General features: G+C 73.9%; 24 protein-coding genes. 14 read left to right on the top strand and 10 right to left on the bottom strand.

Annotation, left to right across the window (positions count from 1 at the left end; genetic code table 11):
• Positions 1-219: 219 nt before the first annotated feature.
• Complete coding sequence (locus ACFXHB_RS01875; RefSeq protein WP_380571333.1) at positions 220-996, bottom strand: SDR family NAD(P)-dependent oxidoreductase; 777 nt, start codon at positions 994-996, stop codon at positions 220-222.
• Between the two features lie 187 nt (positions 997-1183).
• On the opposite strand from ACFXHB_RS01875, the gene ACFXHB_RS01880 reads away from it, so the two are divergent.
• The 4 genes from ACFXHB_RS01880 (at position 1184) to ACFXHB_RS01895 (ending at position 4409) form a co-directional block, all read left to right on the top strand.
• Complete coding sequence (locus tag ACFXHB_RS01880) at positions 1184-1381, top strand: hypothetical protein (protein ID WP_380571334.1); 198 nt, start codon at positions 1184-1186, stop codon at positions 1379-1381.
• Positions 1382-1474: 93 nt separating this feature from the next.
• Complete coding sequence (locus ACFXHB_RS01885) at positions 1475-2314, top strand: hypothetical protein (RefSeq protein WP_380571335.1); 840 nt, start codon at positions 1475-1477, stop codon at positions 2312-2314.
• Positions 2311-3249, top strand: a complete 939-nt coding sequence (locus ACFXHB_RS01890; protein WP_380571336.1) for a DUF6895 family protein — start codon at positions 2311-2313, stop codon at positions 3247-3249. Before ACFXHB_RS01885 ends, ACFXHB_RS01890 begins: the two co-directional genes overlap by 4 nt.
• A 5-nt stretch (positions 3250-3254) precedes the next feature.
• Positions 3255-4409, top strand: a complete 1155-nt coding sequence (locus ACFXHB_RS01895) for a serine hydrolase domain-containing protein (protein ID WP_380571337.1) — start codon at positions 3255-3257, stop codon at positions 4407-4409.
• Positions 4410-4469: 60 nt separating this feature from the next.
• Here ACFXHB_RS01895 and ACFXHB_RS01900 read toward each other — a convergent pair whose 3' ends face one another.
• From ACFXHB_RS01900 to ACFXHB_RS01910, 3 genes are read right to left on the bottom strand one after another with little or no spacing between them, the layout of a single operon-like run.
• On the bottom strand, positions 4470-5363 hold the full coding sequence (locus ACFXHB_RS01900; protein WP_380571338.1) for an SDR family oxidoreductase: 894 nt from the start codon (positions 5361-5363) through the stop codon (positions 4470-4472).
• A complete protein-coding gene (locus tag ACFXHB_RS01905) occupies positions 5360-6307 on the bottom strand; it encodes an alpha/beta fold hydrolase (protein WP_380571339.1) in 948 nt (315 codons plus the stop codon). Before ACFXHB_RS01905 ends, ACFXHB_RS01900 begins: the two co-directional genes overlap by 4 nt.
• Complete coding sequence (locus tag ACFXHB_RS01910; protein ID WP_380571340.1) at positions 6304-8022, bottom strand: flavin-containing monooxygenase; 1719 nt, start codon at positions 8020-8022, stop codon at positions 6304-6306. Before ACFXHB_RS01910 ends, ACFXHB_RS01905 begins: the two co-directional genes overlap by 4 nt.
• Before the next feature lie 189 nt (positions 8023-8211).
• On the opposite strand from ACFXHB_RS01910, the gene ACFXHB_RS01915 reads away from it, so the two are divergent.
• From ACFXHB_RS01915 to ACFXHB_RS01945, 7 genes are all read left to right on the top strand, one after another.
• The gene (locus tag ACFXHB_RS01915; RefSeq protein WP_380571341.1) at positions 8212-9015 is read left to right on the top strand and encodes a MerR family transcriptional regulator; all 804 of its coding nucleotides are present in this window, start codon (positions 8212-8214) and stop codon (positions 9013-9015) included.
• Positions 9016-9122: 107 nt separating this feature from the next.
• Positions 9123-10070 carry an ABC transporter substrate-binding protein gene (locus ACFXHB_RS01920; protein WP_380571342.1) on the top strand — a complete coding sequence of 316 codons (948 nt, stop codon included), beginning with the start codon at positions 9123-9125 and terminating at the stop codon, positions 10068-10070.
• 361 nt (positions 10071-10431) lie between these two features.
• The gene (locus ACFXHB_RS01925; RefSeq protein WP_380571343.1) at positions 10432-11841 is read left to right on the top strand and encodes an MFS transporter; all 1410 of its coding nucleotides are present in this window, start codon (positions 10432-10434) and stop codon (positions 11839-11841) included.
• Between the two features lie 113 nt (positions 11842-11954).
• Complete coding sequence (locus tag ACFXHB_RS01930) at positions 11955-12299, top strand: type VII secretion target (protein ID WP_380571344.1); 345 nt, start codon at positions 11955-11957, stop codon at positions 12297-12299.
• Positions 12296-13855, top strand: a complete 1560-nt coding sequence (locus tag ACFXHB_RS01935; protein WP_380571345.1) for a hypothetical protein — start codon at positions 12296-12298, stop codon at positions 13853-13855. Before ACFXHB_RS01930 ends, ACFXHB_RS01935 begins: the two co-directional genes overlap by 4 nt.
• Complete coding sequence (locus ACFXHB_RS01940) at positions 13852-14241, top strand: hypothetical protein (RefSeq protein ID WP_380571346.1); 390 nt, start codon at positions 13852-13854, stop codon at positions 14239-14241. The genes ACFXHB_RS01935 and ACFXHB_RS01940 overlap by 4 nt, the downstream gene beginning before the upstream one ends.
• Positions 14238-14735, top strand: a complete 498-nt coding sequence (locus ACFXHB_RS01945; RefSeq protein ID WP_380571347.1) for a hypothetical protein — start codon at positions 14238-14240, stop codon at positions 14733-14735. The genes ACFXHB_RS01940 and ACFXHB_RS01945 overlap by 4 nt, the downstream gene beginning before the upstream one ends.
• Before the next feature lie 16 nt (positions 14736-14751).
• Here ACFXHB_RS01945 and ACFXHB_RS01950 read toward each other — a convergent pair whose 3' ends face one another.
• On the bottom strand, positions 14752-15042 hold the full coding sequence (locus ACFXHB_RS01950) for a hypothetical protein (RefSeq protein WP_380571348.1): 291 nt from the start codon (positions 15040-15042) through the stop codon (positions 14752-14754).
• Positions 15043-15317: 275 nt separating this feature from the next.
• On the opposite strand from ACFXHB_RS01950, the gene ACFXHB_RS01955 reads away from it, so the two are divergent.
• The gene (locus ACFXHB_RS01955; RefSeq protein ID WP_380571349.1) at positions 15318-16037 is read left to right on the top strand and encodes a hypothetical protein; all 720 of its coding nucleotides are present in this window, start codon (positions 15318-15320) and stop codon (positions 16035-16037) included.
• A gap of 128 nt (positions 16038-16165) precedes the next feature.
• Here ACFXHB_RS01955 and ACFXHB_RS01960 read toward each other — a convergent pair whose 3' ends face one another.
• The 4 genes from ACFXHB_RS01960 to ACFXHB_RS01975 are packed head-to-tail and all read right to left on the bottom strand — an operon-like array spanning position 16166 to position 17297.
• Positions 16166-16645, bottom strand: coding sequence for an NUDIX domain-containing protein (locus tag ACFXHB_RS01960; protein ID WP_380571350.1), 480 nt, complete (start codon positions 16643-16645; stop codon positions 16166-16168).
• Positions 16638-16874: a hypothetical protein gene (locus ACFXHB_RS01965; RefSeq protein ID WP_380571351.1), complete on the bottom strand. Its 237-nt coding sequence runs from the start codon at positions 16872-16874 to the stop codon at positions 16638-16640. Before ACFXHB_RS01965 ends, ACFXHB_RS01960 begins: the two co-directional genes overlap by 8 nt.
• The gene (locus tag ACFXHB_RS01970; protein ID WP_380571352.1) at positions 16849-17097 is read right to left on the bottom strand and encodes a hypothetical protein; all 249 of its coding nucleotides are present in this window, start codon (positions 17095-17097) and stop codon (positions 16849-16851) included. The genes ACFXHB_RS01965 and ACFXHB_RS01970 overlap by 26 nt, the downstream gene beginning before the upstream one ends.
• Positions 17097-17297, bottom strand: a complete 201-nt coding sequence (locus tag ACFXHB_RS01975; protein ID WP_380571353.1) for a hypothetical protein — start codon at positions 17295-17297, stop codon at positions 17097-17099. The genes ACFXHB_RS01970 and ACFXHB_RS01975 overlap by 1 nt, the downstream gene beginning before the upstream one ends.
• A 115-nt stretch (positions 17298-17412) precedes the next feature.
• Between ACFXHB_RS01975 and ACFXHB_RS01980 the strand changes: the two genes are divergently transcribed.
• Together ACFXHB_RS01980 and ACFXHB_RS01985 are read left to right on the top strand one after the other, a co-directional pair.
• Entirely contained in the window at positions 17413-18252 is an 840-nt protein-coding gene (locus ACFXHB_RS01980) for a helix-turn-helix transcriptional regulator (RefSeq protein ID WP_380571354.1), read from the top strand.
• On the top strand, positions 18237-18443 hold the full coding sequence (locus tag ACFXHB_RS01985) for a DUF397 domain-containing protein (protein ID WP_380571355.1): 207 nt from the start codon (positions 18237-18239) through the stop codon (positions 18441-18443). The genes ACFXHB_RS01980 and ACFXHB_RS01985 overlap by 16 nt, the downstream gene beginning before the upstream one ends.
• Positions 18444-18504: 61 nt before the next feature.
• On the opposite strand, the gene ACFXHB_RS01990 is transcribed toward ACFXHB_RS01985, so the two are convergent.
• Positions 18505-19611, bottom strand: coding sequence for a trypsin-like serine peptidase (locus ACFXHB_RS01990; protein WP_380571356.1), 1107 nt, complete (start codon positions 19609-19611; stop codon positions 18505-18507).
• Positions 19612-19901 lie beyond the last annotated feature (290 nt).

Here is a 19901-nt window from a genome sequence, read left to right on the forward strand (position 1 = left end):
TCCGCCAGCATAGCGAGGATAGCTCATAGTTAGCGAAGCTAATAGTGAGGCTCTCTCTATTCCCATGACCGCCCAACCGCCCCGCGCCGTGCCGCGCCGCGCCGCGCCCGCGCCGCCCCGCGCCGAGCCGCCCCGCACCCGAGCCGCACCGCCCTGCCCCCGGCCCCGGCCCGACACCGCCGGCCCGACACCGCCGGCCCGGCCCCCGGCACCGCCCCCTCAGTCCGTCCGGTACGTCCGGGCCGCCTTCGAGGAGACCCCGCCGAGCTTGCCGGACGGCAGCAGCCGGGCGATCGCGACCGCGATCTTGTAGCGCTTGCTCGGGACGGACAGCGAGCGGCCGCGCGCCAGATCGCGCATCGCCTCGTCGACGACCCGCTCGGCGGACAGCCAGCCCCAGGCCGGGATGTTCCCCGTCCCCATACCGGCCCGCTGGTGGAACTCGGTGTGGGTGAAGCCGGGGCAGAGCGCCATCAGCCGCACACCGCTGCCGCCGAGGTCGCGCATCACCCCCTGGGTGAAGCTCACCACCCAGGCCTTGCTGGCGCCGTAGGTGCCGCGCGGCAGGAAGGCCGCCACCGAGGCGACGTTGACGATCGCGCCCCGCCGGCGCTCGCGCATACCGGGCAGGGCCGCCGTGGTGAGCCGCAGGATCGCCTCCACGTGCACCTTCAGCATGTCCAGCTCGTCCTGGAGCGGGACGGTCAGGAAGGCGCCCCTGTTACCGAACCCGGCGTTGTTCACGAGCAGGTCCACCGGGTGGGCGGGGTCGGCCAGCCGGGTCTCGACGGCCGCGATGCCGGCCTCGGTGGCGAGGTCCGCGGTGAGCACCTCGGTGGCGATGTCGTACTTGGCGCGCAGGTCGGCGGCGACCTTCTCCAACCGCTCGGTGTCCCGGGCGACCAGGACGAGGCGGTAGCCGCTCCGGGCGAGCCGGCGGGCGAAGGCGGCTCCGATGCCGGCGGTGGCGCCGGTGATCAAGGCAGTGGTGGTCATGCGGCGACCGTATCCACTCATGGGTATCCACGACACCCCGGCGGCTCCGCTGCGCGGCGGCGGCCTGGCTCTCGGTGACGACGGTCACGGAGAGTACAGCGGTGGCGCCTGATGGTTCGTGCTCCTATCGTCGATGAAGGGGGCGTCGCCGGACCAGGCGATGGAACTTCGATGAGGAGGCACTCAGATGCTTACTCAGACCACCCGGACCACGCGGTCGTCGCTCGCCACCCAGGCGGAGCTCGACGCACTCGGCATGTTGATCACGGAGGACGAGGCGACCGTCAGCGACGCGCCCACGTACCGTCCGGAAGCCGCCGCCCTGCTCCTGCTGGCAGGTGCCCTGCTGTTGTCGCCGAAGCCGCCGAAGGAGAAGACCCGGTAACTCGGGACCGACGGTACCCGGCACCGCGCGGAGTCCGCGGCGGCACTGCCGCCCATGACACCGCGAAGCCCTCTTCAAGGAGACGCACGCACCATGCCAACCGCCGATCTCTCGCTCCGTGACGAATACGCCGCGGCGGTGGAGCGGCTGGCAGGCCGCACCCTCGACGCCCTCCGGGGAGTCGGGGGTGCGGTCGCGCCCGCCGCGCCCGACACCGGCCCCGCACCCGATTCCGGCTCCGTGCCGCGTCCGGTCCTCGCCGCCGCCCGGGTGCTCGGGCCGGACGTGCTCGCACCCCAGGTACTGGGGGCGGCCGGGGCCGACGAACAGGCCGTCCTGCTGCTGACCGAGGCCCACCGGGCCTTCCCGCTCGCCGCCTTCCCGGCACCCGCCGACCCGGGCTCCCCCGCCGACGCCGGAGCCGACCGGTCCGCCGACGAGGAGCGGGCCGCCGGTGCCGTCCTCGTCGCCGCGTGGCGGGACTGGGCCACCACCGTGCTGCTGTCCCGGACACCCGGCACCTTCTCCGGGACCCCGTTCCCCGAGCCGGCCGGCGACCCGGCGCGTGACCAGGGCGCCCCGCACCCCGGTCACGCCCCTCGGCCGGAGCCCTACGCCTGGCAGGCCTGGTCGGTCCGGATGGCCCAGCTGTCGGCCCTCGCCCTCCCCGGCCTCGACGGCCCCGTGCACGACGCGGCCCGCGAGCACACCCTCGACCTGGCCCGCGGCGCCGTCCGTTCGCTGCTGCGCTGCGACTACCGGGTCGCCGCCCGGCTGACCCGATGGCTCGCCTGGCTCGCCGCCGACGGACGACAGCTGCCCCTGGAGGTCGAACCCGTGCTGGACCGGATCCGGGCGGTGGGCGACGGCAGCGCCCGCACCGCACTCGAACTCGCCGTCGCCGACCACCTGCTGAGCGGAGCAGCCTCATGACCGACCATCAGCTCCTCTCCGTCGCACAGCAGTTGGGCTCCCGCTCGATGGGCTGGCTGCACAGCTGCCACGAGCGCGGCTTCGGCCGGCTCCCCGACGACGTCACCATCGACCTGGCCGATCCGAACAACGCCTACAAGCCGCTCGCCGAGTCCGCCCTGGCCGCGTCACTCGTCCTGCGGGACGGCGTCACCGGCCCGCAGGACGCCCGCATCGCCCGCGAACTCCTGGACTTCGGCTGGTCGCAGCTGCGCGAGGGCGACCTGCTGTACGAGCGGCTGCTGCGCTACCCGGTGATGACCGACCCGCTGGAGACGTACGTCCACTTCGCCCGGGCCGGCTACCGGCACGCGCCGCTGGAGGAGTTGCTGGAATCCCTGACGAAGGTCCGCGGGATCCAGGCCATCGAGATGATGCCCAACCGGCGGCTCGCCCTCGCCAACGCGCGCCGGGTGATCGGACTGCGCAACCAGCCCGACGACTGGGACGCCCTCACCGCCCGGACCTGGCTCGGCGCCACACCGGAGCCCTGGGCGATCGACTGGCTGACCGGCTACCACATCACGCACGCCGTGTTCCACCTCACCGACTGGGGCGCCCGGCCCGAGGGCATGCCCGAACCGATGCGCGACTACGTCCGGAACTGGCTGCCGGTCTGGGTCGACACCTGGCTGGAGGTCGGCCAGTGGGACCTCGTCGGCGAACTGCTGGTGGTCGACTCGTGCGTCGGGGAGCCCGTCACCGGCACACAGGGCTGGGAGGCGCTGGCCGCGATCCAGCGCGAGGACGGGCTGATCCCGCGCGAGAGCGCCGAACCGGTCTCGGACGACCCCGAGCAGGCCTTCCGCGACCACGAACACACCGCCGTCGTCGCGGTGGTGGCCGGTACCGTCACCCTGTCCCGGGCGCTCGGCGGCGCCGCGGTCGCGGCCTGACCGCGATGGCCGAACCGGACGCGACGACCAAACCGGGCACGGCGGCCGAACCGGGCACAGCGGTCGAACCGGACGGCCCCTCCCGGCCGGCCGCCGTGCCGGGGGTCGGGGCGGGGGTCGGGGCGGACCCCGGCGGTCCGGGCGCGGACCACGTCCCCGTCCTGGTCCGGGCCGCCGCGCCGTACGCCACCGCCGTCACGCTGGCCGTGGCCCAGGGTGACCGGACGGCCGTCCACTGCCACGGACGGACCGCCCGCGACGGGGAACCCTGCACACCCGACACCGTCTACGAACTCGGCTCCGTCACCAAGACGTTCACCGCGCTGCTGCTCGCCGTCATGGCCGCCCGGGGCGAACTCGCCCTGGACGACCCGCTGGAGCGCCACCTGCCGCCGGACTGGCGCCCGCCGGACCTCCGGCACGACGGCCCGATCCGGCTGCTGCACCTGGCGACCCACACCTCCGGCCTGCCCAAGCTCCCGCCCGGACTGCTCACGACCGCCCTGCCCACCTGGACCAGCAACCCGTACGTCGACTTCGACGACCGGCGGTTGCGGGCCGGCGTGGCCCGGACCACCGTGCGGCACGCGCCCGGGACGCGGTACGGGTACTCCAACTACGGCGTCGGCCTGCTCGGCCGACTGCTCGCCGAGACGGGCCGCGCCGGCTACGCCGAGCTGCTCGCCGACCGCCTGCACCGCCCGCTCGGGCTGCGCACCGCCACCTGCTCCCCCGACGCCCGGCACCGCGCCACCGGACACCGGCGCGGCCGGCCGCTCCCGCCCTGGCTCATCCCCGGGCTGCCGGGCGCCGGCGCCGTCCGGGCCGGTGGCGCCGACCTGCTGCGCTTCCTCCGCGCCCACCTGTCGCCGGGCGAGGGCGAGTTGGGGCACGCGCTGCGCGACGTCCAGCGCCCGCGACTGCGGCTGGCCCGTTCGACGGACCGACTCGGGCTGGTCTGGAACCTGCGTCGCGCGGCGGACGGCCGCGATCTCTACTTCCACTCCGGCGCCACCCGCGGGTTCACCGTCGTGGTCGGCTTCTGCCCGCAGACCGCGACGGCGGTCGCCGCCCTCACCAACACCGGCCCGGCCCTCGACGGGCGCTTCGTGCAGGCGGCGTACGAGACTCTGAAGCAGCTCGCGAAGCCGACGGACTGAGCGGCCACCGGGCGGGGCCCGGGCGGCACCGCGTGACGGGGCCGGCCCGGGCCCGGGCGGTCAGCGCTTCTCGGGGTGCGCGGCGCTGTCGGCCGCGCCGCCGGCGCCCACCGGACGGAGCCGGGAGGCGGCGGTGGCGGCCAGTTGCGGGGCGAGCCGGGCGACGTCGCGGGAGCCCACGACGGCGATCAGCGAGGGCAGGATCCAACGGACCGGCTGCATGCCGCGCAGCCAGGACTGGGCGTAGACATGGGCGGAGCGGCGGACGATGCCCGCGACCAGCCGGTCCACCGCCGGACCGAGCGGGTAGGTCTTGTTGGCGGGCCAGGGCAGCCGGGCTCGCATCTGCTTGAGGACGGCGTCCTCGTCGGCGCCGCGGACCATGTCGGTGTCCGTCCAGCTCAGGTACCCGACACCGACCTTGACGCCCTGCGGAGCCACCTCGGCGCGGATCGAGTGGGCGAAGGCCTCGACACCGGACTTGCTGGCGCAGTAGGCGCTCATCAGCGGGGCGGGCGTGAGCGCGGCGAGCGAGGCGATCTGGAGCAGGTAGCCGCGGCTCTCGGCGAGGGCCGGCAGGAACGCCCGCGCGGTGGCCACGCTGCCGAGCAGGTTCACCTCGATCACCCGGCTGAACGCCCGGTGGTCGCTGTCCAGCAGCGGGCCGCCGATGGCGATGCCGGCGTTGGCGACCACCACGTCGATCCGGCCGTAGTGCTCCTTGATCTGCCGGGCGGTCTCGGTGAGCGCCTCGATGTCGGTGACATCGGCCTCCCAGGCGGTGGCGCCCGGACCGCAGAGCGCGGCGACGGCCTTGAGCTCGGCCGGCTCCAGGCCGAGCAGGGCGACCTTGGCCCCCCGCAGGGTGAGCTTGCGGGCCAGGGCGGCGCCGACACCGCGCGCGGCACCCGTGACGACGACGACCTGTGCGGACAGCGGCAACGTGGCGCTCATGCGGGCAGGCTCCTCTGGGGGGACGGACGGTGGACGGCGGGCAGGTGGGCGGCCGCGAGCCGGTCGATCTCGGCGGCGACCTCGGCGGGCCGCTCGATCGGTGCCATGTGGCCGACCCCGGGCAGCAGGAGCAGGCCCTGCGGGTCGGGCAGTGCGGCGACGATCCGGTGCGCGTGCACCGGCGGGGTCAGCCGGTCGTCGGTGCCGACCACCACGGCGGTCGGCACGGTGAGTCGCGCCAGCCCGGCACGGACGTCCAGCGTGTCCAGCACCCCGGCCCAGCGGGACCGGACGACGGTCGGGCAGGCGTGCACGATCCGGGCCGTCGCCTCGACCTGCTCGGCGGGCGAACCGGCGCCCATGGTGCCGTACTTGAGCGCGGCCCGGCTGACCGGGCCGACCGGACCGAGCGGCAGCCGCGAGCGCAGCCCCTGGCGGTGCAGGAAGCGGCGCAGCCGCGGCGGGCGGACCGCGTCGGGCAGGACGCGCAGCTCGGCCACCAGGTCGGCCGCGCCGGTGGAGACCAGCACGGCGGCGGCGGTGCGCTCGGCGACCTCGGGGCGGCCGGCGGCGGCCATCACGGTCATGCCGCCCATGCTGTGGCCGGCCAGCACGGCCCGCTCCCCCGCCGGGACGGTCCGGACGAGCACGGCGGCGAGGTCCTCGGCGAGCGCCCGGGTGGAGTACCGGATCCGGCTGGGCGGGACTTCGCTGCGGCCGTGGCCGCGCTGGTCGTAGGCCACCACCCGGTAGCGGTCGGCGAGCCGGTGGATCACCGGCGCCCAGAAGAGGGTGGAGCAGGTCCAGCCGTGGGCGAGCACGACGGTCGGGGCGCCGGGCTGCCCGTGGATCTCGGCGTGCAGGCGGCTCCCGTCCGCCGAGCGGATCTCCAACTCCTCGGCGGGGGCGGGCGGGACGCAGTCGGCGGGGATCGCGGGGCTCATGCCAGGGCCTCCTCGGGCGTCGCGGCCCCCCGGGTGGCCGGCGCGGTCCGCATGATCAGCTCGTACTCGGCAAGGTCGACCTTGCGGGTGGCGCGGCGGAAGGAGGTGGTGGAGCCGGGCCAGAGCACGGTGTTCTTGCCGCTGCTGTCCAGGTACCAGCTGCGGCAGCCGCCGGTGGTCCAGACGGTCCGGTCCATCCGGTGCTGGAGTTCGAGGTTCCAGTGCCGCTGGGCGCGGACGGTCGGCTGCATCGCGGTGGCGCCGACCGAGCCGAGCGTGGTGAGGGCGTCGACCAGGTAGTTCAGCTGGGACTCGATCATCAGGATCATCGAGTTGTTGCCGAGGCCGGTGTTGGGACCGATCACGAAGAAGAGGTTCGGGAAGCCGTGCACGGTGGAGCCGCGCAGCGCCTCCATGCCGTCCTTCCACTCCTCCGCCAGGCTGGTGCCGTTGGCCCCGAACACCCGGGCGCCGATGGGCATGTCGGTGACGTGGAAGCCGGTGCCGAAGACGATCGCGTCCACCTCGTGCTCGCTGCCGTCGGCGGCGACCAGGGTCGAGCCGCGCACCTCGCGCAGGCCGGCGGAGACCACCTCGGTGTTGGCGGCGGCGAGCGCCGGGTAGTAGGTGTTGCTGAGCAGGATCCGCTTGCAGCCGATCCGGTAGTCCGGCGTGAGCCTGGCGCGCAGCGCGGGGTCGGTGACGCTCTGCGCGATGTGCCGCTCGGCGAGTTGCTGGACCAGCTTCAGCAGGCCGGGGCGCCGGACGAAGGCGTCGACCTGGAGCTCACGGAGCGCGAACAGGGCACCCCGGCGGAGCTTGGCGGTGACGGGGACCCGGCTGTGCAGCCACTTCTCGGCCTCGCTGATCACACGGTCGCGGCGCGGCAGGACCCAGGCCGGGGTGCGCTGGAAGACCGTCAGCCGGCCGACCTTCGGCTGGATGTTCGGGATGATCTGGGCGGCGGAGGCACCGGTGCCGACCATCGCGACCCGCTTCCCGGCCAGGTCGAACTCGTGGTCCCAGCGGGAGGAGTGGAAGACCTTGCCGGTGAAGGAGTCCAGACCGGGCAGGTCGGGGATCTGCGGGTCGGCGAGCGGTCCGGCGGCGGAGACGACGGCGTCGGCCGTCCACTGGCCGGCCGTGGTGGTGATCCGCCAGCGGGTCCGGTCGGCCTCCCAGCGCGCCTCCGTCACCTCGGCGTTGAAGCGCAGGTGCGGGCGGATGCCGAAGACGTCGGTGACCTTCTCCAGGTAGGCGCGGATGTCGGGCTGGCCGGAGAAGCTGCGCGGCCAGTCGGGGTTGGGCGCGAAGGAGAAGGAGTAGAGGTGGGAGGGCACGTCGCAGGCGCAGCCGGGGTAGCTGTTGTCCCGCCAGGTGCCGCCGACCGAGTCGGCGCGCTCCAGGATGACGAAGTCGGTGATGCCGGCGCGGCGCAGCCGGACGCCGGCGCCGATGCCGCCGAAGCCGGAGCCGATGACGGCGACCCGGACGTGCGGGACGGCCGGAGTGGCGGGGGTGGCCGAAGCGGCGGCGGGCTCGGACGCCGGGGCGGGGACGGTCGGGCCGGCGGCGTCCGCGACGGTGTCGGCAGCGGCGTCCGCGACCGGGGCGGTACCGGCCGCAGCGGTGTCGGCCGAAGCGGTGTCGGCCGCGGCTGCGAGCGGGTCCCGGTCGGACGCGTCGGGGCGGGGGCGCTTGGTGCTGGATGCCATGCGGCGTCCTCCTGAGGGTGGTGGCCGTGAGGTGCGCACTGCCGCGACGTGCCGCCGTACGTCCTGCCATCGTGCCGTCATGCCGTCGCGATAACCATGCCAGCAATCACTGGCACGATTGGCAGAGTAGCCCCTGCCGACAGCGGAGGGAAGGAGCCCGGCCACGTCACTTCCGCGATCGCCGGTCCTATGCTGAGCGCCGTGGACAAGGTCAGAGCGGGTACGGGCGACGGACGACGCGAGTACCGGGTGGAGGAGTTGGCCGAGGCGGCCGGCATCACCACCCGGACACTGCGCTTCTACCGCGAGCGCAAGCTGCTCCCGCCACCGCGCAAGGACGGCCGGATCGCCTGGTACGGCGAGGCCCACCTGACCCGGCTGCGGGTGATCGCCGAGCTGCTGGAGCGCGGCCACACCCTGGGCGGCATCGCCGAGTTGATCGGCGCCGGCGAGAGCGGCCGGGACGTCGCCGAGCTGATCGGCCTGGGGGCGGCGATCATCGCGCCCTGGTCCGACGAGACCCCGGTCCACCTGGGCTGGGACGAACTGAAGGCCACCTTCGGCGACCAGCTCACCGAGGAGAACACCGCCGCCTCCATCGCCCAGGGGTACATCTCGGTCGAGGAGGACGGGATCACCCACGTCAGCCGCCGGCTGATGGACGCCACGACGGCGCTGGTCGCCGAGGGCGTACCGCTGGCGATCGTGCTGGAGGCGAGCCGTCGCACGCAGGAGCACGTGGACGCGATCGCCGAGATCTTCACCGCGCTGGTCCGCGAGGAGTTGCTCGGCCCGCTCGCCGCCGACACCCCGCTGCCCCCCGGTGAGGCGGCCCGCCTCACCGAGCAGATCCTGCGGGTGCGGCCGCTGGCCCGGACGGTCACGGACGCCCAGTTCGCCCTGGCCATGGACCGGCGGGTGCACGCCGAGTACGACGAACTGCTGCGCCAACGGCTGGAGCGCGAGGACGGCACGGACGGCACGGACGACTGACCCGGGGCCCTCCGGCGCTCCCGGCGCGCCCCGTCCGCAGGCGTAGCCGCCTCCCCCGGCGGGCAGGGATCGGGGCGCCTCGCCGCCCGCCGGATCGGAGTCGCCCGATGCTCCCCGCCCTCACCCGTCGCACCGTCCTCACCCTCGCCTCCGGACTGGCGCTCGCCGCCTGCGGCTCCGCCGGGGGCGGCCCCGCGGCCGCGCCGACCGCCGGCCGGGTGGTCCGACACGCGCGCGGCGACAGCACGGTGCCGGAACGCGCCGCCCGGGTCGTCGCGCTGGACACCGACGCCCTGGACTCCGTCGTCGCCCTCGGCCTGACCCCGGTCGGCGCGACCACCGTCGCCGAGGGCGCGCCGCTCTCTCGCTACCTGCCGGCGGACCGGCTGGCCGGGACCAAGGCCGTCGGCACCATCGGCCAACCCAACCTGGAGAGCATCGCCGCCCTGAAGCCGGACCTGATCCTGAGCAACCAGGTCCGCGACGACAAGCGGTACGACGAGCTCTCGAAGATCGCGCCGACCGTCCTGACCAGAACCACCGGGCCCGCCTGGAAGGAGAACGCCCGGCTGCACGCCGAGGCACTGGGCCGCCGCAGCGAGGCCGAAGCGGTGGAGGCGGCGTACCGGGCCAAGGTGGCCGAGCTGGTCACCGCCCTCGGCGGACCGGCGAAGGCGGCCGCCACCAAGGTGGAGATGGCCCGCTTCCTGGCCGGCGCGCCCACCCGGCTCTACCTCAACGACACCTTCGTCGGCTCGCTCTTCAGGGACCTCGGCCTGGGCCGGCCGGCCAATCAGGACAAGCCCGGCTTCTCGATCGAGATCAGTCCCGAGCAGGTCGACCAGGCCGCCGCCGACGTCATCTTCTACTCGGTCTACGGCGACGCGGCCAAGTCGGACCGGTCCAGGATCGTCGACGGCGCGCTCTGGAAGAACCTGGACGCGGTGCGTGCCGGGCGGGTCTACGAGGTGGACGACAGCCTCTGGATGCTCGGCATCGGCTACACGGGCGCCGGGCTGATCCTGGACCGGATCCGCGCCGCTCTGACCGGGTGAGGCGGGGGCGGCCCCGCGCCCGCCCTCCGGTCACCCGTCGGCCACCCTCCCGCCAGGCCACCGGCCGTACCCCGACAGACCGCCGCCAGGCCACCGGCCGGACCCCGACAGACCGCCGCCAGGCCACCGGCCGGACCCCGGGCGGTCCTCGGGCCGGACCTCGGCCGGTCCTCGGGCCGTCCTTGGGCGGTCCTCCAAGGTGACCGAAAGCCGCCGATCGACTGCGCTGGGTGATCGCACGGTTTCCCGTTCGATCATCCAGGCCTTACGGTCGGTACTCACCCGCAGGCCACTGCCACCAGGTCGGGCCGGTGGTGGGAGGCGGGCGCCCACCACCGGCTCCGTGTGGGGGTACGACACGATGTCCGTGGTCACGAAGTTCCGCTCGGCGGCGCGGCTGACGGGCGGTGGGGTCCTGCTCTGGTCGCTGCTCGGCCGGTTGCCGAACGCGATGTGCCCGATCGGCACCCTGCTGCTGGTCACCCACAACACCGACAGCGTCTGGCGCGGTTCGGTGGTGGCCGGCGCGCTGGCCGTCGGCCAGGCGGTCGGCGGTCCGCTGGTCGGCCGGCTCGCGGACCGACGCGGGCAGCGCACCGTCGGGCTGGTCACCGCGATCGTCAACACGCTGGCCATCCTCGCCCTGGTCGCCGCGTCCGCGAGCGGACTGTCGCTGGGAGCCCAGATCGCACCGGCCGCGCTGATCGGGCTCTCGGCCCCGCTGGTCGGTCCGCTGTCGCGCAGCCGCTGGGTCCGGCTGGCGGGCGGTGACGCCGAGTTGACGTCCTCGATGCTCTCGCTGGACGGCATCGTGGACGAGATCAGCTTCACCGCCGGCCCGGCCCTGGTCGGTCTGCTCGCCACCCTGGTCTCCCCCGCCGCCGGGCTGCTCACGGCGGCCGCGCTGGTCGGCCTGGGCGCCACCCTGTTCGCGCTGCACCCGACCGCGCCGCCCGGCACGGGCGGCGGCTCCCGGCAGCGTCCCGCCGAACGCCTGCTGAGCACCCCGTACGGGCTGCTGCTCGCCGGCATGGCCCTGCTGGGCGCCTGCTTCGGCTCGGTGCAGGTCGGGGTCACCGCCACCACGGACGCGCTCGGCCGCCCCGGCGCGGCCGGACTGATCTACGGCTTCCTGGGCTTCACCAGTGCCTTCGCGGGCATCGCCACCGCCGCGCTGCCGGCCCGCTGGGAGCTGCCGGCCCGACTGCGGGCCGGGACGGTACTGCTCTTCGCCACCTCGGTGCTGCTGCTCTTCTCCGGCGGCGGTGTGGCCGTCCTCGCCGCCGCCGTCGGCTGCCTGGGGGTGGCCGTCGCGCCCCAGATGATCACCATGTTCGGCCTGGTGGAGCGGACCGTACCGACGGCGCGGCTCGGCGAGGCGATGGCGGCACTGGTCAGCGCGATCATCCTGGCCCAGTCGGCGGGGACGTTCCTCGGTGGCTGGGCGGCCGACCACGTCGCGCCCGACGCGCCGTTCCGGATCACGGTCGTCGCCGCGGCGGCCGCCCTGCTGCTCGCGGCGTTCACGGCCACCGACCGCCGCTACCCCCGCCGCGCCCCGCTCACGGCGGACGGTCCGGCGGCGCGCGACGAGGTGGCGGACGATCCGACGGCCGGCGGTCCGGTGGCGGGCGCCCCCGCCCCCGTGCCGGGCCCTGTGCCGACGTCAAAGACCGCCCCAAGCCGAGGCGGGGAATCCGCGCAGGAGATGGAGCCGGCGCGTGCCCGCCGCGAAGAGAACGAGGAGCCGGCGCAGCCCTCCCGGGCGTAACCCCGGAGCCCCCACCACAGGTTAGGCTCACTCCCCGGTGCTCGCGCCGTACCGTCGCGCGGGCATCGGTGGCATGTGGACTGACGGACCGGGAGACGGGGGAACGGGGAACCATGAGCGACGGAGCAGCGCCGGGCGCAGGCGGCGGCGGGGACGGATACGGCGTCAGCGTGGCCGGCCTGAGCGGCGTCACGGAGCAGCTGAACAAGACGGCGACGGACATCGCCACGGCCAAGACCGCCTACGCCGGCTCGGTCTGCTACGCGTCCACCGCCTTCGGCGAGTTCGGCATGGACAGCGCGTGGTCCGCCTTCGACAGCGCCTGGTCGAAGGAGATCACCGTCACCCAGCGCGCCCTCGACGAGCTGTCCCAGAAGATGTCGACCACCACGGCGAACTACCGCGACGCGGAGAAGGCCATCACGGCCTCGCTGATGCCGGCGGGTGGCGGCCGGTGAGCAAGGTCAAGGATCTGGAACACGCCCGGCACACCATCGAGAAGCTGAACCTCATGTTCGCCAACCTCCACCTGCTGGAGGGGATCGACCAGGCGCTGGCCGTGCCGGAGCCGGTCGGCGACGCGGGTGCGGTGCGGGCCCGGGCCAAGGACTACGGGCAGGCGGCCACCGCCTTCGGCCAGGCCTCGCAGGACCTCTCGGGGATCGCCGTCAACCAGCTGCCCGCGGTCTGGACCGGCTCGGTGGCGGAGCACGCCACGCAGGCGATCCACGCGATGTCGGAGGAGACCACCACCTCGCAGGGGACGCTCACCCAGGCCGCCGTGCTGCTGGACGGCTGGGCGAACGAGCTGGACTGGGCGAAGAAGCTCGACTCCCAGGGCCGTGACCAGTTGCGGTCCGCCCGTGAGCGGGCCCGGAAGGACCCGGGCGGCTTCGACCAGGACGCGATGGCGGCCGCGCTGGCCGGCGTCGACGCCCGGCTCGCGGCGGCCCGGCGGGTGGAGAGCAGCGGCACCAGCACCGCCAGCAAGCTGAACCAGCTGACCTCCGCGGCCCGCGCCTCGCGCGCCGGGATGGGCTCGATCGACCCGCTGGCGGCGGTCGTCCTGGCCACCGAGAAGAACCCCGGCGCGGGCGAGGACGGCGGCTACATCCTCACGCCCAACCAGCTCGACCGGGCCACCCAGACGCTCGGCGTGATGACCGGCGCCGACCAGGCGGCCTTCCGCGCCCTGCTGTCCGGCGCGAAGTCCCCCGAGGAGGCGGCCTACCTCTGGAAGGCGCTGGCCTCCGGGCACTCGGTGTCCGACATCCAGCAGTTCGACGCCCAGATCCACCCGCACGGCGACGACCCGGCCTGGCTCGCCAAGCACCTCGTGCCGGCGACCAGCACCGGCGACACCGGCCGGGAGTCGTCGGACAACATCGACGTCACCTACGGCGGCCAGAACGTCAACATCGACGGCTACAACGTCTATTCGCAGCGCAACGTCAGCGACTGCGTGGCGGCCTCCACGGTGATCGCCCAGGCCAAGCTCGACCCGCTGCTGATGTTCCGACTGACCACCGGCGGCACGCCGGACGCCCCCGGCGCCGACTCCCCGGAGAACTTCGAGAAGCGGCTGCAGGACACGTACCTCAACGAGTACAAGGACGGCCAGAAGGTCGACGGGAACAAGAAGGTCTACCCGCAGGTGGACAGCGGGCTCGGCTCCAAGGCCCAGACCTACCTGGCCGACAAGGACCTCGGCAAGGCCACCGGCGCCGACTACGAGCACGTCGAGCTGGAGAGCGACGAGGACCGCCGGGCGGCGCTGGCGCGGATCGAGAAGTCCGTCGACGAGGGTCTGCCCGTGCCTATCACCGTGCGCAACAACGACTCGGGCCACCAGATGATGATCATCGGGAGGGACGGTGACAAGCTGCAGGTCTACAACCCCTGGGGCTTCACCTCCTGGGTGACCGAGGACCAGTTCGTCAACAGCCAGCTCGGTGGACTGACCCCCGGCGAACACCCCCTGAACAAGTCGACCGCGCTGGAGCTGCCGAAATGACGAACGTCCGCCCGGACGCCGAGCTGGCGGACCTCGACGTCCCCGCCGCCATCACCCGCGGCCTGCTGCTCACCGGCGGCCCGCGCCAGGCCCTGTTCACCGAGGCCGCGATCGCCGCCGCGCACCGCGCGGAGGCGGCCGGCATCGGCCCGTACCCGCTGGGCTTCCTCGCCCAGCACGTCCGCGCCGGTGGCTTCGCGGCCGCCCTCGCCCTCCCCGAACCCGTGATCGGTGAGCCCGGCCGGACCGTCGTCCGCGAATGGCTGCAGGCCGCCGCCGCGAGCGGCGCCGACCTCGGGCGCGAGCACCTGTTCGCGCGCTGGCTGGCGGAGGTCGCGGCGCTGATCGAGCTGCGGCGCGACGCCCGCGAGGCGGGCAGCGCGTGACCGTCCGCTCCCTCCCCCGCCCGCTCGCCCTCGCGGCCGTCGCCCTGCTGGCGCTGGTACCGGTCGCGGGTTGCTCCTCCTCCGGCGGATCGTCGGCGGACAGGCAGCCGGACACCGCCCTGGCGCTGCCCGCCGACCAGGAGGCCGAGGCCGTGGCCGGCGGCAAGCCCGCCTTCGAGCCGGCCGACGTCCACCTGGCCGTCGGCGGCTCGGTCGGCGTCAGCCTGACCTCCGCCCCGCTCCCGCACGGCTGGCAGTTGTCCGGCGAGGGCGACCCGGCCGTCCTGCGCCGGGGCGCCGACGCCAAGCTGAGCAGCTGCCCGCCCGACTCGGCCGGCTGCGGCCACACCGTCCGCCAGAGCTGGACCGCGACCGCCGCCGGCAGCACCACGCTCAGCTGGCACTACGTGGACCGCACCACCTGCCGCGAGCCCGGCAACGCCGCCTCCTGCAAGGTGCTGGCGACCAAGGACGTCCGGGTCACCGTCGGCTGACCGGCGGCTCGGCCCGTCACCCCGCCGGCGGCCCGAAGGTGACCTCGACGTAGGTCTCCCCGGGCCCCGGCGGGCGCGTCCGGGAACGCGTGGTGAAGGTGTGCGGCCGGCCCTCGGTGAGGGCGGACCGGGGCAGGCCCACCCCGAACTCGGCGGCCACCGCCCCGGCCGGTGCGAAGCCCGACCGGCCCGTGCTCCGGGCCGTCTCGCCGTCCGGCCGCGGTGCGGTCGACCCGTCGCGCGCACCGGCCCACTCCTCGCTCCACCGGGCGAGGAAGGGGCGCCATGCGAAAGTCTCCTCGGTCACGGCGGTGATCCTGGCACGCACCACCGACAGTTCCAACGTACCGTCAGCGGCTTGATGACGCAGGTGCATCGATCACCGCACAACGGCTGCTTCCGGGGGTCCGATTCCCTATGCTGACGCCCCAGGAGCGGTGGTGTCCGCCGCGCCCGGACACCGAGGGGGAGTTCCGCCGTGGACGAGTTCGCGGAGCCGGCACGCAGCGCCGGCCCGACCAGCACCGAACAGGCCCGCACCGAACAGGCCCGCACCGGCCGGGTGATCGCGGACGCCCGGCGATGACCACCCCCAAGCCCCAGCGGGGTGGCATCCACCAGGACGCCCGGGCCGACGGACAGGGGCAGACGTACCAGATCGCCGGGGACGCCCACTTCGGCTCAGCGCCGCCGCCGCGCCGCCGGGCCGGCAAGGTCCTCGCCATCGCCGCCACCGTCGTGGCCGCGATGCTGCTCGGGTCCTTCCTCAGCAACAAGTTCAGCCAGGAGGGCACCGACGACCGGACCCGCACCGGATCGGACACCCAGGTCACGGCGGCCCCGCCACCGGCCACGGGGTCGACGGGCCCGGCAGCGGGGTCGACGGGCCCGGCAGCGGACCGCGAGCGCTTCCACGACGACATGCGCCTGGTCGGCATCGACCTCGACGCCTCACCACCCGAGATCACCGGGAGGGACTTCCGCTTGAGCGGGTTCGCCGTCCTCTACCCCAATCTGACCGGCGAGGGCGCGACGGCCTTCAACTCGCCCGGCGGCAACCAGAACCGGGGCCTGGGTCTGGCCCTGTACGAGGGCTCGGGCAACCCCCGCCGCCAGGACTGCGTCAACCGGCTCAAGGCGGGCGGCACGGAAACCCTAGGGGTCCAGAAGGGCACCCGATTCTGCGTGCGGACGGCGGGCGGACGGGTCGGCTTCATCACCGTCAAGGCGTTCGACGGCAGCGGGGCGCTCGGGAGCGGCGCGTTCGTCGGCTCCGTGCTGATCTGGGAGGGCACCGGCTGACGCGGGGCCGACCACCGTGGCGAGCGGGGTGAACCCGAACGCCACGACGAAGCCGACCGCCCGCGGCACGGCCGACGTGTCCGGCTCCCGAACGAGTCGGACGAGTCCCCACGGGCCGGAGCGGACGGTCAGGCCGCGCGCTGACCGTGGGCGAGGAGCGGAAGGGCCCGCCCCAGCGTGGCGAGCGCCTGTTGGACGCGGGCGTTCTGGGCGGGGCTCATGAGCGTGGACAGGTGGGCGGGGTCCGCGAACCGGGCGCCGTGCAGGCCGCTGCGGTCACGCGGCGGGACGGTCAGCCGCCGGGCGTCGCGGTCGGTGGCCATCCCGCCGTCGAACACCAGGGTGAGGCGCTCCGCGTGGCGGTCGGCGGGGGTGAAATCGACGGCGAGCAGCTGGTTCGGCCGCCGGTGCAGGCCGGTCTGGGCGTGGAGGTGGCGGGCGGCCGCCAGCTGCGGGGGCTCGTCGCGCTCGGCGGCGCCGCCGGGGAGCAGGTGGCCGTCCAGGTGGTCCGGGTCGACGAGCAGGACGTGACCGCTCAGGTCACGCAGGAGGACGAGGCAACCGAGCCGGCAGACAGGGGGCTCGGCCGGGGAGCGGGGGTCACGCACGGTCGTGCTCGCTTTCGGGGGCGGTACGGGTCTCACGGTGGCGGAGCCGGGCGTCGGCGCGGTTCAGGCCGGTCATGAGGGCGGTGGCGAAGAAGAGCCACCGGATCAGCTGAACCAGATCGGGGCGGGCGGGGTCGACGAGCGACGAGGCACCGCAGGCGACCGTGCCGGAGAACGCCAGCAGCCCGGCGAACAGGAGGAGTTCAGCCTTCGTCGGCTTGCCGCTCATGGCGCAGGCCCTTTCGCAGGAGATCGGTGATCCGCAGGATCTGGGCCGTCCGGGCGGAGCCCAGACTGATCAGGTAGGCACCGGTCAACCGCCCGTAGTCCCAGTCGACTTCGACGGAAGGGAGCCGGGCATCGGCGAGGGCGAGCACGGCGATCAGGTCCTCGACGGCCAGGGCCGCCTCCCGTCGCTGCTCGGCGGTCGCCCGGTTCAGGATCACCCCCATCACGCCACCCGCCGGTGGGGCTCGAAGACGTGCCAGGCGGAGTCGGCGGCGGAGAAGGAGCCGAAGCCGGCGAGGGCTCCGGCGGAGTCGCGCAGCCACTCCCCGGTGAGCTCGTTGCGCACCCGGTAGCAGCGGGCGCCGGGGTCCCAACGGACGCCGTAGCCCTGGAGCTTGGCGGTCGGTACACGGGCAGGTCTCATGGACACCCTCCGGAGTCGGAGTTTCACGTTACGTGCCCATGGTGGCCCCGTGGTGGCTAGCATCGGAAGTCGGATTCGACTTGCGTTCATGGCCACGGGAAGTTGGGGATCATCCGTGAACAAGAAGCACCTTGACCCAGCGTCATCCCCCTGGGCGCCCTTCGGAGTGCAACTCCGCAGGTCGCGCGAGACGAAGGGACTCACGCAGGCTCAGTTGGCGCGGAGGTGCGAGTGCAATCCCTCGTACGTCTCGTACATCGAACTTGCGCATCGTCCGCCCAGCCAGAAGTTCGCGTTCCTTGCCGACCGAGTACTGGAGACTGGGGGAACCCTCTCGCTCATGTGGTGGCAACACAGGCACACCGCCTTGCTGGAGGGGTTCCCCGAGTACGCCAACTACGAGTCGCGAGCCGAGGAGATCAGACTCTTCGAGATCAACGTCATCCCCGGTCTGCTGCAGACCAAGGCCTACGCCAGCGCCTGGGAGCAGGGGAATGTCAGACGAGGCAGCGCCACTCAGGAGCAAGCAAAGGAGCGAGTCGAGTTCCTGCTGACCCGGCAGCAGCTCCTCGGCCTCAATCCTCCTCCGCTCATTCACGCAGTGCTCGACGAGAGCTGCCTTCGGAGGCCGATCGGCGGGCGGGACGTGATGGTCGAGCAGCTGCTGCACCTGGAGTCATTGGCTCGGCAGCCTCAGGTGCTCCTTCAGGTGGCGCCGTACGCTCTCGGCGAGGATCGGCCGTTCACCCGCGTCGTGACCATGCTGACGATGCCTGGACGCAAGATGCTCGCTTACACGGAAACGGAGCAACGCGGATATCTCGACCGCAATATCGAGTCGGTCGCCGCACTGGCCAAGGACTACGATCGACTTCTGATCGAGGCTCTGAACCGATCCGAGTCGGTAGCAGTGATCCGTGCGGTAAGGAGGGACTTTGAATGGATGTCGACCTGACTGACAGCCGGTGGAGAGCAAGTTCGTACAGCGGAAGCGGCGGCCAGTGCGTCGAGGTCGCCGACGGCCACCCCGGCCTCGTCCCCGTCCGCGACTCCAAGGACCCGAGCGGCCCCGCACTCCTCTTCCCCGCCGACGCCTGGCGCTCCTTCATCGCCGCCGTCCACGCGGGCGAGTTCGGCACCCTCTGAGCTCCACCGGCCTCTGCCCGGCCGGGCAGAGGCCGGGGCCGGGGCCGGGGCCGGGGGTGGGTCACACCCGGCGGCTCTGCGCCCAGTCGTACAGGCGGTGGGCGCTGTCCCCGAGGCGGGTCGCGTAGGACATGCCGGTCGAGCCGCCCGCGAGTTCCTCGCCGGTCGTGGTGACGCCCACCACGGTGCCGGTGCCGGTCCGGGTGTCGAACCGGGCGAACTGGGGGCCGCCGCTGGCCCCGTGGGCCATGTCGCAGGGCTCTCCCCACAGCAGCGGCGCCTTGGGGCCGGATCGGACCGGTCCCGCGCAATGGATCATGCGCGAACCGGCGTACTTGGCCTCGGGGTTGTTGAGCCGGTCCTTCGGATAGCCGAAGGTGTGGACGAACTCCCCCGCCACGGGCTCGGTGAACGCGATCCGCTGGCTGCCCACGACGTCCGCGATCCGCCGCCCTGCGACCGAGGGGTTGGCGACGAGGAACCCCGCGTCGTACCCGGCGACCGCGACCATGTCCGAGGTCGTCGTGCCCGGGTCGGCGTCCCAGCGGGAGGAGGTCGCCAGCTGCGCGATGCTGAAGCCGCCGAGCGGCTTGGTGCCGTTGCGGTAGCCGGGCACGAAGTAGAGGTTGTGGTTCCAGGTGCCCTGGGCGGCGGGTTCGCCGACGGCCCGCAGGCAGTGCGCCGCCGTGATGACGGTGCTGCGGTTCGCGCTGGTGACGACCGTCGCGGTGCAACTGCCGTCGTAGCCGTCGTCGAAGGTGAAGAAGAGCCGGCCGACGCTCTCGTTCACCGCTCCGCCGTGCGTCCACACGGCCCCGGTGTCCGATGTGTTCGCGGGGAGCGGTCGCGGGTCGTCGGGCGTGTCGTCGTCCTCGGGGACGGGGGTGATCTCGGGGACCATCGCGCCGGCGAGCCTCATCCGGTCAGGGGTCCAGTAGGCGTCGATCCGGCTGCGCTCCTGCGCGGTCGTGGCGCCGGCGTGCGTGGTGAAGGGCTGCGTGGCGGCGGCCCGGTCCGTCGGGGTGGCGTCCCGGGCGCCGGCGGCCCCCGCGGGCGTCGCGAGCGCGAGGCTCGCGATCAGCACGGCGGCCGTCAGGGCGGCGCGGGCGCACGTCGCGCCACGGGTCCGGTCGTGGCGGTGGTCGGTCCGTTCAGGTGTCTTCGGCATGTCCGACACGGTAGGGACGCGACGTCAAAGTCCGGTCCAGGAAACGTCTCACCCGTCCATCGGAATCATCAGGATCCCGCGAAGAACGTCTCGTTCGCGTATCGGCCACCGAGGTCCGCCGAGCGCGCCCGCGCCCACTCCGCCCCACCGGACCGGAACGGTGCTCCCGGCGTGGGGGGTGGGCGGGGGCGGCGTACCCCCCCCGGGGCCCCCCCCCCGAGCGCCCCCGTGAGCACCCGCAGGGGCGCCCCCCCCGGCCCGGGGGGCCCCCCCGCGGGGGTGGGGGAGAC

This window comes from Kitasatospora sp. NPDC059327, assembly GCF_042752535.1.
GTDB lineage: Bacteria > Actinomycetota > Actinomycetes > Streptomycetales > Streptomycetaceae > Kitasatospora.

Bases quoted from the DNA above. Each gene is read 5' to 3' on its own strand.
- ACFXHB_RS01875 (WP_380571333.1), bottom strand. From the start codon at position 996: ATGACCACCACTGCCTTGATCACCGGCGCCACCGCCGGCATCGGAGCC.
- ACFXHB_RS01880 (WP_380571334.1), top strand. From the start codon at position 1,184: ATGCTTACTCAGACCACCCGGACCACGCGGTCGTCGCTCGCCACCCAG.
- ACFXHB_RS01885 (WP_380571335.1), top strand. From the start codon at position 1,475: ATGCCAACCGCCGATCTCTCGCTCCGTGACGAATACGCCGCGGCGGTG.
- ACFXHB_RS01890 (WP_380571336.1), top strand. From the start codon at position 2,311: ATGACCGACCATCAGCTCCTCTCCGTCGCACAGCAGTTGGGCTCCCGC.
- ACFXHB_RS01895 (WP_380571337.1), top strand. From the start codon at position 3,255: ATGGCCGAACCGGACGCGACGACCAAACCGGGCACGGCGGCCGAACCG.
- ACFXHB_RS01900 (WP_380571338.1), bottom strand. From the start codon at position 5,363: ATGAGCGCCACGTTGCCGCTGTCCGCACAGGTCGTCGTCGTCACGGGT.
- ACFXHB_RS01905 (WP_380571339.1), bottom strand. From the start codon at position 6,307: ATGAGCCCCGCGATCCCCGCCGACTGCGTCCCGCCCGCCCCCGCCGAG.
- ACFXHB_RS01910 (WP_380571340.1), bottom strand. From the start codon at position 8,022: ATGGCATCCAGCACCAAGCGCCCCCGCCCCGACGCGTCCGACCGGGAC.
- ACFXHB_RS01915 (WP_380571341.1), top strand. From the start codon at position 8,212: ATGCTGAGCGCCGTGGACAAGGTCAGAGCGGGTACGGGCGACGGACGA.
- ACFXHB_RS01920 (WP_380571342.1), top strand. From the start codon at position 9,123: ATGCTCCCCGCCCTCACCCGTCGCACCGTCCTCACCCTCGCCTCCGGA.
- ACFXHB_RS01925 (WP_380571343.1), top strand. From the start codon at position 10,432: ATGTCCGTGGTCACGAAGTTCCGCTCGGCGGCGCGGCTGACGGGCGGT.
- ACFXHB_RS01930 (WP_380571344.1), top strand. From the start codon at position 11,955: ATGAGCGACGGAGCAGCGCCGGGCGCAGGCGGCGGCGGGGACGGATAC.
- ACFXHB_RS01940 (WP_380571346.1), top strand. From the start codon at position 13,852: ATGACGAACGTCCGCCCGGACGCCGAGCTGGCGGACCTCGACGTCCCC.
- ACFXHB_RS01955 (WP_380571349.1), top strand. From the start codon at position 15,318: ATGACCACCCCCAAGCCCCAGCGGGGTGGCATCCACCAGGACGCCCGG.
- ACFXHB_RS01965 (WP_380571351.1), bottom strand. From the start codon at position 16,874: ATGAGCGGCAAGCCGACGAAGGCTGAACTCCTCCTGTTCGCCGGGCTG.
- ACFXHB_RS01970 (WP_380571352.1), bottom strand. From the start codon at position 17,097: ATGGGGGTGATCCTGAACCGGGCGACCGCCGAGCAGCGACGGGAGGCG.
- ACFXHB_RS01975 (WP_380571353.1), bottom strand. From the start codon at position 17,297: ATGAGACCTGCCCGTGTACCGACCGCCAAGCTCCAGGGCTACGGCGTC.
- ACFXHB_RS01985 (WP_380571355.1), top strand. From the start codon at position 18,237: ATGGATGTCGACCTGACTGACAGCCGGTGGAGAGCAAGTTCGTACAGC.
- ACFXHB_RS01990 (WP_380571356.1), bottom strand. From the start codon at position 19,611: ATGCCGAAGACACCTGAACGGACCGACCACCGCCACGACCGGACCCGT.